Source organism: Pseudomonas brassicacearum (assembly GCF_003732265.1).
In the GTDB taxonomy this organism is placed as follows: Bacteria; Pseudomonadota; Gammaproteobacteria; order Pseudomonadales; family Pseudomonadaceae; genus Aquipseudomonas; species Aquipseudomonas brassicacearum_D.
The window spans coordinates 335,457-348,022 of record NZ_MOBK01000001.1; the positions used below are offsets into that span (position 1 = coordinate 335,457).

Sequence of the window (12,566 nt, forward strand, 5' to 3'; positions counted from 1 at the left end):
ACCTAGATATGGCAGCACCCAATGCTGTATAACGCGACGTCCCTGAAAGCCGGCAATCTCGGGCCGGCACGCCTATTCCAACGATGAACCTGATATGACAAAAAACCTCGACATTGAAGTCATGCGAGCTTATGCAATTACGATCACCATCGTTGCGCACTTGGGATTACTTAATCCCACTTGGGACAGCTGGATTGGTTATTACTGGCTCGGCGGCGGCGTTGATTTGTTTTTTTGCATCTCCGGTTTCTTGATCACATCATCCTTGTTGCTATCGCTTACCCGCAAACAACCCTTTACAACGTTTGCTGGCAAGTTCTGGATCCGCCGACTGTTCAGGTTATGGCCTGCCGCCTTACTTTGGGCGACAGTGACACTCATTATTTCCGAGGTGTTTGACGTTTCGAGAACGTTCGGCCCCGTAGAAGATGTAAGGCTCTCCTGGCTTGCCGGACTGTTTAATGTCGAGAACCTCGTCATCTGGTGGACACACGCCAGCGCCAAACCGACCCCTATCTGGCATTACTGGAGCCTCTCGCTCGAAGAGCAGTTCTACATCGTGCTGCCGATTTTGCTGTTTTTCTCGGCAACCAGAAAATACATTGCCGTCTTCATGCTCGCTTTCGCGGTCTACCAGTCAACGCACATCCGGCCGTGGGGAGAATTGCTGTGGTTTATCAGAAGCGATGCGCTGATATACGGCTCGCTAATTGCGTTTGCCTGGCACAACTACGGCGCAAAACTGTCGCGGGCCTTCGCCGCCGGTAAGAAGATTTATTGGCAACTAGCCTTCGCGCTGGTGCTTCCAATGCCGGTGTTGCTATCGAAGATAAGCGCTACGCCTTACTACATGGGACTCGTAGCCGTCAGTGCCGGGATGGTCATTCTTCTCTGCTCGGCGAACAAGGACCTGACAGGTAATCAAAACCCGGTCAAGACAGCCCTTGTGTACATTGGCTCAAGGTCCTATTCGATCTACCTGATTCACTTCCCGGTCTTTGCGGTTCTACGAGAGCTGGTGCTGACCTCAGGGATCTCCGACATGACCGCAGAGTTTGACAAGATAGTGGCAACCGTCGTCGCCATGTCCGCGACTGTCTTGCTTGCCGAGTTTTCGTTCCGCAAGGTGGAAACCCCACTTCGCGACTACGGTAGAAAACTGTCTGAGAACTGGGGCAAGAGCCCGGCAAGGGATACGTTGGCGTCTAGCGCTGCTTAATGCTTCTCCTGACCGATTGCTGGAGGCCGGCCCGAACGATTCGGGCTGTTTACTCGGCGCCGGTCGAGAGCGCCGCTCAAGAGCGCTGACGATGCGAACATAGCGCTGCAGAAGCCTACGGCGATCAAAGCCGCCATGCCGGGGATGCTCAATCTCGCGGCCGCCGGCGGGGCCGATCTCGCACAGACCGCCGACATCGCCTCAAACATCCTCTCCGGGCTCGGCATGAACGCCGGTCAAATGGCCAAAATAGGTGACGTAATGGTGGGCACCTTTACGCGCTCCATCAACCAAGACGGTATTTTTCCGCGATGGCACACCGCGCCGGATCGAATTCAGTCTCAGCCTCAAGCGCATCGACGACGACTGCATTGACCTGATCGGTGCCGGAACAACCGTGGGCGTTAGCATCATGAGGAGCTTGCTGTGATTGTCATCCCTCGATTGATCAACCATCGATCTGATGGACAACCGTGGGATCGAGGCCGACCAATTGACCCTCAGCTTCTGCGACCACGATGGTCTACTCGCGATTCCACCCAAAGGTGCAATCATTCGACTCTACCTCGGCTGGAGCGATATCGGTCTGGTGGACAAAGGCACCTACACCGTCGATGAAACGGAACACAGCGGCGCCCCCGATGTGCTGAGCATCCGCGCTCGATCCGCGGATTTTCGTAAAAGCCTGAAGACCAAACGCGAACGCCGTTGGAGCAACACAACGTTAGGCGACGTGCTGGGCGACATCGCGCTGGGCAACGGTCTGGCCGCGACCATTGCCGGCGCCCTCCATGGTCTGCCCACCCTGCAGCTCGACCAGGCTAACGAATCCGATGGAACGTGCAACACACTCTCAGCGCGGACAACGGCTACACCGTCAGCCTGGCGCTGGAGAGCAAGCTGCAGGATGACACCGTCGAGGAACTGGTTGAAGAGAACAAGGGGGACTTCACCGTCGTCATTGCTCACTACCGCGATAAGCGAAGCGGCAAGGAGAAGACGGTGACCGCTGGGGGTAAGAGCAAGCCGAAACAGTTGCGATGGTTGTATGCCTCTGAGAAAGCGGCGAAGCGGGCGGTTGATCGGGAATGGAATCAGATGCAGGCAGATAAAACATGAGCCCGGTAGGTACCGCCCTCCTTTCATATCGCCAAACGTTTCGAGTTACTGTTTCAAGGAGGGGGACGGCAACCGTACTGTGGAGCTGCAACCAATCATCTAGATTGAACAAATGAACACAGCCATGCCGCCCAAAAACATTGAACGGCCTCACCGCCGGACAATGTCGGGGAGTTTGTGGCCCATAATGGAAAGGCCGCGCATTGGTTGCGGAGTTGATGCCCATCATCGGATAGTTGGCGGTTCGTCTGGAAAGTCATACGTGGAGAGTAGATCTCTTACTTCCATTTCAACCAACTCCAACAACTCCGCGTCGTCGACCATATCGGCTTTGCTCAAGAAAACCACCATATAGGGTACACCAACCTGTTTAGCCATTTGAATCGGTGAAGAAGATCTTGTCATAGGGGGGGGGGATGGAGTCCCGTCATAAAATTTAATAAAAGTTTTGTTTTCTTGCTCGTCAACTAGAACTTCTAAAATTGATGCTTTCTGTTTTTTTCTTCAAATAGTTTAACAACAAGGTCCTTGACTGCTTCCTCATTATCCCCTGACAACAACTTGGGAATTTCTAATGTTCTGATCATGTCTTTACCCTCGGGCTAATTTTAACAACACGTAAATATTTTCACGCTACCCGCAACCCTCGCTACTGTAAGAAATAACAGTTTTTTAGACCCAATCGAAATTACGACTACAACCTGAATCGCAAAAACTGGAAAAACGAATGCAAGACATACGTTGCGGCAAGTGCAGCCGCAAACTCGCCGCCGCCACCGGCTTCATCGAATTACAGATTAAGAGCCCGCGTTGCCGGACACTCAGCCACTTGAAGGCCCAGAGCCTCCCCCAGCGTGCCGCGAGCATCCAAAACAACGAGTTCCTGAATGCAGCAACCCACCCTTGGCAGCCTGTTCGCAGGCATAGGAGGCTTTGATGTCGGATTTGAAAACGCCGGTTTCCGCAGCGCCTGGCAAGTTGAACTCAACCCGGCCAACCGGGCTGTGCTTGCAATCCCACATACCCGCGGTCCGCAAGGGAGTTCCTGGCTGACGCCGCGCCAGTGGACGCAATACCTCCAGCGTCTCAATCGATCCAGTGGCCACGCCCCGCGAATGCCTGGGCCGCCAATACTTAATTGGCAAACAAGGCCGGCTCCCAGATCACTATGGGCTGTACCACTTTCGTCGCTCACGCGAACGGATGGGATCAGATGGCTCAGCGGCAGCGAGCGGTTGAAGATGATGGGTTTTGCCTCGAACTGGATGCGGCCAACCTTGCAGAGACTTTCGGTGCCGGAAACGCCGTTGTTACGCAGGTGGCTGAGTGGGTTGGGCGGAAGTTGATGGCGGTGGGTTGCGCGAGATAACCAAGACAACGCCTTGGGCAGATAAGAGAGTGGATGTGACTTCGAGTCTGACCGAAGCATTCTGGACGCGAAAATACCCCAGTGAATGCCGATCACTGGGGCATTTTATTGGTCGTGAGACCGACCGGCCTGGCTGGGTACCGTCGGATGTTTCAAACAATGCCTAGCGCTATACAGGATCCGTGACTACGGAAGTTGGGCCATCATCACCTTCGAACTCAATTGCCTTCACAATTTGGACTTCGTAGGCCAAATTCTCTAAGCGTCGACGATCCAGTTTATTCAGTTCTTCTGCAAGACGCTTCATTTGCTGATCTTCGCTCTCAGTTAAGTCCACCATGATGTTTCTCCATGTCTATCAGTAAACAGCTTGTTTGGAGACGTCATGTTCCAACTATATTGTTGGTGCGGAAACTGTAAGATATAACAGTTTTTTAGACTATTTCAGGCAATCATTATTCACAAATAGTATATCTATTCCAAGTAGAGCAATTTGGTTGTGAAGAAAAACCCGTTGATCTGGTGATCGGCTGGACTTTCGTTACCTTGAGACCGGCAGGCATCGACGCAGATGTTCCAGTAACGGACTTTTTGTGGGAGTGACACGTGATGCTGTTCGAGCATTGCACAACTCCAGACTCCGCAGGCGGTACAGCGTGCGCGCCATGCTGGTGCTCCGAGCCGACACCTAAGCCGGCCGCGTCAGTCCCGGGGCATCGAGCTGCGCCAGGTAGAAATAATCGGCCGGGTGGGCGAAGGTCATACCTATAAACGGGAATCCATCTACTCTAGTCGGCACCACCAAGATTGCGCGTAGGCGCATCCTTCGATGTACTCAATAACGCTCAGAACAAAGCCAGTGACGGCCATCCCTGCCAATATCGCGTCTACGACACCGGGTCTAAGCCCCGCAAGGAGATTCCACTTGGGTCTGATTATGGCTTGGCTGTTTTCGAATACGCCAAGCTGGAAAAATCCCGGGGCTCGGTTGAGTTGGCGAAAACAGTTCTCACCTTTGAATACGTGGCAAATCTCTATATGGGCGAAGTCGTGCCAACGAAGGCGCCAGCCACCCAAAGAGACAATGCGCGCGAATTAAAGTAGCTGCTCGTTTTCTTCGATGACCCACCTGCCCCGATTGAGTCAATTGAGCCGCTGCATGTCAGGCAGTACCTGCGGTATCGCTCGAAAACGGCCCCTGCCCGGGCAAATCGTGAAAAGGCACTGCTGAGCCCGATCTGGAACTTCGCGCGTCAGAGCGGTTACACCGCACTGGCAAACCCTTGTTCAGGGATAAAAGGGACCGAAGAGACCGGGCGAGACATGATGCGCGAGAAGCGGCGGACATTCCGAAAGCTGACTTTCATATGCGTGATTTGAGGGCGAAGGCGGCGACAGATGAGGAGGAATCGACAGGCAATATATACGAGCAGCACGCGATCAACTGGGGCACACCAGCGTTGGTATGACGGAACAGTACATCCGAATGCGCAAAAGGGATGAAGGTCACCTCCACAAAATAACCGGTGGCAGAGGATTGCGGAGCACAGGTTGATTTTTGCGGAGCAAAGAAATAAGGGCTTACGTGGGGTATCTCACGTAAGCCCTTGATATTCATGGTGCCCGAAGCCGGAATCGAACCGGCACGCCCTTACGAGCGGGGGATTTTAAGTCCCAAGGGAAAATCAATCAGGCTGCACCTTTCAATAGTTTTTCCGGGTCGCAATTACGCCTTTTTGGCAGCAATCCAACCCAATGTTTCCGCGTACCTTTCAGAGATTGCGGACCGGAAAAATCGTCCCATTTCAGCGTTAATGTATGCACTCACTCCGAACCGATCTACATCATGGTATGCCGATAACACATACCATAGCGCTCGCTGTGTGGCCCTTGGCCCCTAACACCCCATGCTGGGGCTGTAGGGAAACACGCGGCCTCCAAAGGAGGTTTTGCGCACATCCCTCCCTTGGCGTCCTGTCGACCACTCAACAATTATTCCAAGCTACGGATTTCACCTGCTACGCTGCTTCCATTCACGGAGGAAACGCGATGCCCAACAATGACCTGCTCCCTTCCCTGCTATTCAAGATCAATGAAAACCAACTCGCCCTGGAGGCTGCAATCATGGAGCTGACGCTTTGGGTAGAGCAGCGCGGTGCGACCGAGGTCGGTGGCAATGTTCGTGGCGCCTTGGAAACGATCGACAAGAACGAAGAGTTCATCAAAATGACACTCGCGGTACTTATGACACCCGAGTGATCGCTCATAAAGCTACCTCGTTTCCTGCGCCATCATCCAACTTGAGCAGCCGCCCTCGCCCAGCCGGGTAACACTTCCATCGAACAGATGGCCCTCGGCAACCGATCATGTAAGACGTTAGAAAGCTACTGGCTTTGGGTCGACTGCGGCCCTTCGCGACAGGCAACAATCGGCCGATTCTGTTGAAAAACGGCCATCCAAAACTGCCCGATCATTGACCGGTGAAAACGCCTTTTTTACACGCTGCTACGTGAAATCTGCGTCTGAAAACCTCTGACGAAAGTAAAGATTTCAATCTCGGACGCGTACGTTTCAGCTGCGGAAACCATGGCCGACTTTTTCAACACAATCGGCCAAAAGCAGCCGCTCGCTATTGACCGACACTAGTCGTTCACGTTTACCTGACAGGTTGCGCGTGCACTGTTCGGGACCTGTGAATCCCCGCTTGTCGAACCCGGAGTGGGATGTTGATGGGACGACCTTATGCCTCTAGTAGCATCCCAAGGGTGTCAGAAAGACAGATGGCGAACGGTGATGAAATTTGCGGTTGTTTCAGAGTCAACTCAGAAAACAGGATTGGTGCGGGACGGTGCGCGCTTTTACTAACGTACGGAGCCCGATGTAATCAATCTCCATGCCAACGCTGGCGCCTTCCCATCTCATGACCAACGGGAGCATTAGGTCGATTTCCAACTATTTGAACAGCAAAGAGTTCGACTTAACGACATTTTGCTGCTGTATCGGGTAGATTCAATTCCCCCCCCCAAAATATGTCGTAACTCAGTGCATTCGAAGAAAAAATGTCCTACGGCTTATGACTCGCAGATGTGTAGATCCATCAGCACAACAATTTCCAATCTGGAGGGAGGTTAAAAAAGGAGTTTTAAATGCGCTTTCCCGCGTCAGCCCCGCTGCGTTTCGTTCTAATGGTCACCGGCCTGTGGTTGGTGGTTTTTTTCTTCACCCGCCTGGTGTTACTTGCTACTCACCTTTCGGAGGCGGGTACTGCCTATGCTTCGCTTTTCGGTATTGGCGTCTTGTACGACATGAGCTTTCTGCTGTATGCCGCTCTGCCGATGAGCCTGTATGTACTGCTGTGTCCTCCCTCGTTGTGGCGTACCCGTGGGCACCGTTGGTTTTTGCAAAGCCTCTTAACACTAAGCGTTTTCGTAATGTTATTTACTGCTGTGGCTGAATGGCTGTTCTGGGACGAATTCGGCGTACGCTTCAACTTTATTGCCGTGGATTATTTGGTGTACTCCGACGAGGTGCTGAACAACATCCTGGAGTCTTACCCGATTGGCAAATTGCTGAGCGGGCTGGCGGTGATCGCTGTAGTCATTTGTATTGCTCTGCACAAGCCTGTACAGCGGGTGATCGGTGCGCCGCTGCCTTCCTGGCGCGAGCGATTGTTGAGTATCGGTGTGATTTTCGCCTTGAGTGCCGTCGTTCTATTGGTCGTTGACCAAGACACGCCACGTGGCAAGGGCGGCAACACTTATCAACATGAGCTGGCCAGCAATGGTCCTTATCAGTTCTTTGCCGCATTTCGCAATAACGAGCTGGACTACGATCAGTTCTATGGCACCTTGCCGAAAGATGTAGTGGGTCAACGCATCCACCAGGAACTGGCGGAAAGTGATGTGCAGTTCATCGGGGAAGATTCGCTCGATGTCCGCCGTACCGTGACCCGGAACGAGAAGATCCAGCAACATAATATTATTCTGGTCACTATCGAAAGCTTCAGCGCCAAGTACATGGGCAGCAACGGGAACCCCGACAACCTGACGCCCAACCTCGATCAATTGCGTAAAGAGAGTCTGTACTTCAACAACTTCTATGCCACTGGCACCCGGACCGACCGTGGCCTGGAAGCCATTACCTTGTCTATTCCGCCAACGCCGGGGCGCTCTATTGTCAAACGGGTAGGACGTGAAAGTGGTTTCGCCAGCCTGGGCCAACAGCTCAATCACGTCGGTTACGACAGCGTGTTTGTGTATGGTGGCCGGGGCTATTTTGACAACATGAATGCGTTCTTCAGTGGGAATGGGTATCGGGTCGTCGATCAAAGTAGCGTCGATGAAGCACAGATCCAATTCAAGAACGCTTGGGGAATGGCTGATGAAGACTTGTACCGCCAAACGCTGAAGCTGGCCGACGAAAACTACGCCAACCAAAAACCGTTCTTCCTACAATTAATGACCACCTCCAATCATCGTCCATACACTTACCCTGAAGGCAAGATCGATATCCCATCCGGTGATGGCCGTGACGGCGCGGTGAAATACACTGACTATGCAATCGGCAAGTTTCTTGAAGCAGCCCGAACGAAGGCCTGGTTCGACGACACTATCTTTGTCTTTGTCGCTGACCACACCGCTGGTAGCGCGGGTAAGGAAGATCTGCCGATTCGTAACTATCAAATCCCATTGTTTATTTACGCACCTAAGCTCTTTCCTGCGCGTGAAGAGGGTCAACTGTCCAGTCAGATTGACTTGGCTCCGACCCTGCTCGGGTTGTTAAACCTCAAATACGAATCGACATTTTTCGGTCGTGACTTGCTTAAACCATCCACCTTGCAACCCCGCGTGTTGGTAGGCAATTACCAGCACCTTGGCCTGTTCGATGGTAAGGATTTGGCTATTCTAAGCCCCCGATCCTTGTTGCGACGCCACGACGACGCGCTGGGCGCAAGCCATGAGGTTACGGTTCAACTCAACGACCCTCTAATCGCACGGGCGATTACCTATTACCAGGCCGCGAGCTATGGTTTCACCCATCGCTTGTTGAACTGGACAGGCAGCGAAAACACTGCCAGGCAATAACGCCCCTCTGATAGCTCGCGCTCGCGACTAATTCAGAGAATGATCCCAAGCCTACATTCAGCAGGCTTGGGACGGCTCGGATAACGCGTAAAGTTCACTTCTAGGGACAACGGCAAAAAAGTCGTCAAGGATTGTAGTTTCTTACCAGTGGAAGAAAATCAGCACTTATGAATTTTCAGGAAGACAGAAGCACGTAGTCCGCTCTGTTTCACTTCATCTGAAAAGCTCAGTCCGACGCGCGCGCCGATACGATCGGCTATCGCCGCAACGATGGACAGTCCGAGTCCGGAGCCGGCTTCACCTGTACCCAAATTGCGGTAAAACGGATCGAACACTAAAGGTTGTTCTTCCACGCTGATACCCGGCCCCGAGTCTTCAATTTCTATAATCACACACTGCTCCGCCAGCTCGACACTCAGGTCCACCCGTCCTCCGGGAGGGGTATAGCGTATGGCGTTATCCAGCAGATTTTTTACTAGAACGAACAGATCCAACTCGTTGATGACGACCTGCACATCCTCGACGCTTTCAACACCGATATCGATGCCCTTGTTCTCTGCCAGTGGCAACAGGTCTTCGAGCACGCGGCGAAACACCGTATGCACCGAAATCGCAGCTTCGACTCGTTGTGTGGCTGATTGCGCAGCGGCCAGGGCCAGTAGTTGCTCAATGAGTTTACGGCTGCGCTCGATGCCCTGAGCTAAGGGCAGAAAGTTTTGCCGGGCTGCCTCCGACATGGGGGCGGACGACAACCGTTCTGCTTGCAGGGACAGCGCCGTCATTGGCGAACGCAGTTCATGGGCGGCATCTGCGATAAAACGCCGTTGCGTTTCCATGGCCTTCGCGACGCGCTTGAGCAACCGATTAATCGCCACTACGAAAGGTCGGATTTCACTCGGCAGGTGCTGTTCATCGACCGGATGCAGCGCCTGCTGGTCGCGCTGATCGATCTCCGCCGAGAGTATCGCGATGGGACGGAACAGCTTGCGCACCAGGTCCCCCAAAACCAATAGCAGCACCGGGAACAGAATGAGAAACGGCAGCAAACTGCGCCAGGCGCTTTCCCGCGCCTCCTTATCGCGAACGTCTGCCTCTTGCGCGACCACGATACGCTCGCCTTCCGAAGTGGTTCTGACCAGCGCGCGAAAGCTTTCGCCGGCGATGTTCAGCGTCGATAAGCCATCGGCCAGGGTCACGGGAAATGGCAACGGGATGCTGGCATCGTCATTGTCGGTCGCTTTGGAGCTATCGGCCAGGTATTGCAAGATGATCCTCGACTCCTCGTCGTCGCCAACGATCCGTTCGGCACCGGGATAGCGCAGGGTCATGTGCTGGCGATCGAACAGCACCGCCACCTGGCGCAAGCTTTCATCCTGCATTTCGTGCGTTTCATTGAGCGCCGAGATAAACGCGAACGCACCGGCCAGCAGGGCGACAATGAGAATGGCCAGTGACAGCGTAACGGAAAGTCGTGACTGTACCGAGTCGCTCAAACGCCTTTTGAAACCATCCATCCCATCCCCCTGACGTTCTTGATGACATGGTTCCCCAGTTTTCGCCGCAATGCATGGATCAGAAACTCCACCGCGTTGCTTTCCACCTCGTTGCCCCAGCCGTAAATCCGGTCTTCGAGTTCACTTCGCGAAAGAATGGCCCCCGGGCGGATCAATAGGGCTCGCAACAGCGCAAATTCGCGACTGGAGAGTTGGACTTCGGCGATGTCGGCGGTGGAGGCCTGCTTGGAAACCAGGTTCAACGACACCTCACCGTTATCCAGCAGCGATTGCGCGTTACCACCGCGACGGCGCAGCACCGCGCGCATGCGTGCGAGCAATTCGGCCATGGCAAAGGGTTTGAGCAGGAAGTCATCCGCGCCACCATCGAGGCCGCGCAGCCGATCGTCCAGGCCATCCCGGGCAGTGATGATCAGCAGCGGCACCGGGTTGTTGCGCTCGCGAATGGTATCCAGCACATCCAGACCGTCCTTGCCCGGCAGGCCGAGGTCCAGCAGCACCAGGTCATAGGTCTGGGTGTCGAGCGCCGCCAGCGCGGTGAGGCCGTTTTTCACCCAGTCGGCGGCGTAACTCGCATCCTTGAGCGCACTTTTGATGGCATCCCCAATCATCAAGTCATCTTCGACCAGCAGAATCCGCATGCACCGCTCCGACATTTAAAGGCGTCACGGTGGTCCCCGTCGCGCTCGTATTGAAGCACTTGAACCGGTGTTTGTCCTCCGCCGGTTCCGTGCAGATTCACTGCTGGCCTTTCATCGAATCGAAAGCCTTGAGCAGGTTGTCCATGGCCGCCTTGCATTCAGCCTGCTTTGGCGCACTGGCGCGCAGCGCATCGAGTGCGTGGTCAATGGCTTTGTCCAGCACATGCCAGTCTGCGGCGGCCCGGGGTTTGATGCCCGCTTCAGCGGAATCCCAGGAGGTTTCCAGATCCTTGATGCGAGTCTTGGCGCCGGGCAGATCGTTTTTCCCGACGAGCGCTGTGACGTCGGCAGCGATGTTGCGGAACTCGCTCAGATCGCCCAATTTCGAGCCGGATTGCGCCGGCGCACTCATGGAGTTGGTCGGCGTGCCGGCACTGAGCTTGTCGGCGGGTTTCGAGCAGCCGGCCAAATTGCCGAGCAGCACCAAAGACGAGATGATCGCCACTTGACGAAAAGCCGTTTGGAAGGAGTGCATATTGATTCCTTGGTGGGTGTCTGAACGGTTATAGAATGGCGGATTTGCGGATGCCAACGCCGATCTGCGCGACAGCCACCAACAGCACAATGACAGTCAGGAAGATCGCGCTGGTCCAGGCAGCCCCCATGCCCAGGCCGCCGTAGATCTTGGCCTGGGTCAGCAGGTCGCCGAGGGAGGCGCCGAACGGACGGGTGAGGATGTAGGCGACCCAGAAGGTCAGCACCACGTTGGTCCCGAGGCGCCAGGCCAGCAGCGTTGCTGCAATCAACGCGCCGAAAATCACCGCACCGACGGTGAAGCCCAGCCCGAGCGCTTCCGTGGCCAGATCGCCGGCGGCGGTGCCCAGGGCAAAGGTGCAGAGCACGGTGGACCAGTAGAATAGTTCGCGCCGCGGCGTGTTGATTTCGCGAATCGACAGGTTGTGTTCCATGCGGAACCAGATCAGGAAATTCAACGCCAACAGCACCGAAAACACCGCCGTGCTGACATACAGGCTGATGTCGAGCATGTCGGTCATGATGTCTGTGATCTGAGTGCCGACGATGCTCACCAACACCACGGTCAACCAGTAGATCCAGGGCGAATAGGCTGTTTTGCGCATTTGCAGGAATAGCGCGCACGCCAGCAGCAGCGCCATACCGATGCTGGTCCAGCCAGCGCCGAACCCCGCGTCCACGGCAAGGAAGTCGGCGCCGGTTTCCCCCACGGTGGTCGACAGAATCTTGATCACCCAGAAAGACAGCGTCACTTCGGGCACTTTATTGAGCCATCCGGCTCTGACGTGATTCATGCTGGTAGCCTCTCCTGAACTGCGCTGAATTTGCGTAGAAAAGAAGATACGGATAAAAACTTAGCTAAGACTGAGGGCGTTGACGTGTTCGCTAATTGTCTATTCGGAGAGCTTCTAATGCCGGCCCAATCTTGATCTGAGCTCTATGATAATTTCAAATGTCGAACTGCGGTATTTGGCCGGATTGTTGCCTTTCGCGAAGGGCAGCAAAGGGTCGACTTCTGCCCTTCAGTCATGAAGACCGGGGAACATCAGTGCACTTAACTTTCAGAATGCTGGATAGAAAAGCGAG

At 54.4% G+C, this 12,566-nt stretch carries 10 protein-coding genes, 1 tRNA gene and 5 pseudogenes; 9 read left to right on the forward strand and 7 right to left on the reverse strand.

Annotated features, from left to right (window positions below; genetic code table 11):
- Positions 1-94 precede the first annotated feature (94 nt).
- The 4 genes and pseudogenes from BK660_RS01545 to BK660_RS01560 all read left to right on the forward strand — a co-directional run.
- Positions 95-1,219, forward strand: coding sequence for an acyltransferase family protein (locus BK660_RS01545; RefSeq protein WP_123431771.1), 1,125 nt, complete (start codon positions 95-97; stop codon positions 1,217-1,219).
- A 144-nt stretch (positions 1,220-1,363) separates the two neighbouring features.
- Positions 1,364-1,447 (forward strand): annotated as a pseudogene (locus BK660_RS33495) (hypothetical protein); the annotation flags it as partial.
- A gap of 58 nt (positions 1,448-1,505) precedes the next feature.
- Positions 1,506-1,649 (forward strand): annotated as a pseudogene (locus BK660_RS32865) (phage tail protein); the annotation flags it as partial.
- Positions 1,637-2,338 (forward strand): annotated as a pseudogene (locus BK660_RS01560) (phage late control D family protein); the annotation flags it as partial. The pseudogenes BK660_RS32865 and BK660_RS01560, both read left to right, overlap by 13 nt.
- Positions 2,339-2,569: 231 nt before the next feature.
- On the opposite strand, the pseudogene BK660_RS01565 reads toward BK660_RS01560, so the two are convergent.
- Positions 2,570-2,743: pseudogene (locus BK660_RS01565) on the reverse strand (GTP-binding protein); the annotation flags it as partial.
- 322 nt (positions 2,744-3,065) lie between these two features.
- On the opposite strand from BK660_RS01565, the gene BK660_RS01570 reads away from it, so the two are divergent.
- The gene (locus tag BK660_RS01570; protein WP_123431772.1) at positions 3,066-3,275 is read left to right on the forward strand and encodes a Com family DNA-binding transcriptional regulator; all 210 of its coding nucleotides are present in this window, start codon (positions 3,066-3,068) and stop codon (positions 3,273-3,275) included.
- Positions 3,226-3,684 carry a DNA cytosine methyltransferase gene (locus tag BK660_RS33500; protein WP_123432517.1) on the forward strand — a complete coding sequence of 153 codons (459 nt, stop codon included), beginning with the start codon at positions 3,226-3,228 and terminating at the stop codon, positions 3,682-3,684. Before BK660_RS01570 ends, BK660_RS33500 begins: the two co-directional genes overlap by 50 nt.
- Positions 3,685-3,876: 192 nt before the next feature.
- On the opposite strand, the gene BK660_RS32520 is transcribed toward BK660_RS33500, so the two are convergent.
- Entirely contained in the window at positions 3,877-4,047 is a 171-nt protein-coding gene (locus BK660_RS32520) for a hypothetical protein (protein WP_185044927.1), read from the reverse strand.
- 539 nt (positions 4,048-4,586) lie between these two features.
- Here BK660_RS32520 and BK660_RS33505 point away from each other — a divergent pair.
- Positions 4,587-5,230, forward strand: a pseudogene (locus BK660_RS33505) (integrase); the annotation flags it as partial.
- A gap of 94 nt (positions 5,231-5,324) precedes the next feature.
- Here BK660_RS33505 and BK660_RS32525 read toward each other — a convergent pair.
- Positions 5,325-5,402 (reverse strand) — tRNA-OTHER (locus BK660_RS32525).
- Between the two features lie 354 nt (positions 5,403-5,756).
- Between BK660_RS32525 and BK660_RS01590 the strand changes: the two genes are divergently transcribed.
- Together BK660_RS01590 and BK660_RS01595 are read left to right on the forward strand one after the other, a co-directional pair.
- Positions 5,757-5,966 carry a hypothetical protein gene (locus BK660_RS01590; protein ID WP_027923854.1) on the forward strand — a complete coding sequence of 70 codons (210 nt, stop codon included), beginning with the start codon at positions 5,757-5,759 and terminating at the stop codon, positions 5,964-5,966.
- Between the two features lie 887 nt (positions 5,967-6,853).
- Positions 6,854-8,791 carry an LTA synthase family protein gene (locus BK660_RS01595; RefSeq protein WP_123431774.1) on the forward strand — a complete coding sequence of 646 codons (1,938 nt, stop codon included), beginning with the start codon at positions 6,854-6,856 and terminating at the stop codon, positions 8,789-8,791.
- Positions 8,792-8,949: 158 nt separating this feature from the next.
- Here the strand turns inward: BK660_RS01595 and BK660_RS01600 are convergent, their stop codons facing one another.
- The 4 genes from BK660_RS01600 to BK660_RS01615 form a co-directional block, all read right to left on the reverse strand.
- A complete protein-coding gene (locus BK660_RS01600; protein ID WP_123431775.1) occupies positions 8,950-10,305 on the reverse strand; it encodes an ATP-binding protein in 1,356 nt (451 codons plus the stop codon).
- Positions 10,281-10,946, reverse strand: a complete 666-nt coding sequence (locus BK660_RS01605; protein WP_123431776.1) for a response regulator — start codon at positions 10,944-10,946, stop codon at positions 10,281-10,283. Before BK660_RS01605 ends, BK660_RS01600 begins: the two co-directional genes overlap by 25 nt.
- A gap of 97 nt (positions 10,947-11,043) precedes the next feature.
- A complete protein-coding gene (locus BK660_RS01610; RefSeq protein ID WP_123431777.1) occupies positions 11,044-11,481 on the reverse strand; it encodes a hypothetical protein in 438 nt (145 codons plus the stop codon).
- A 28-nt stretch (positions 11,482-11,509) separates the two neighbouring features.
- Positions 11,510-12,274, reverse strand: coding sequence for a COG4705 family protein (locus BK660_RS01615; RefSeq protein WP_123431778.1), 765 nt, complete (start codon positions 12,272-12,274; stop codon positions 11,510-11,512).
- Positions 12,275-12,566 lie beyond the last annotated feature (292 nt).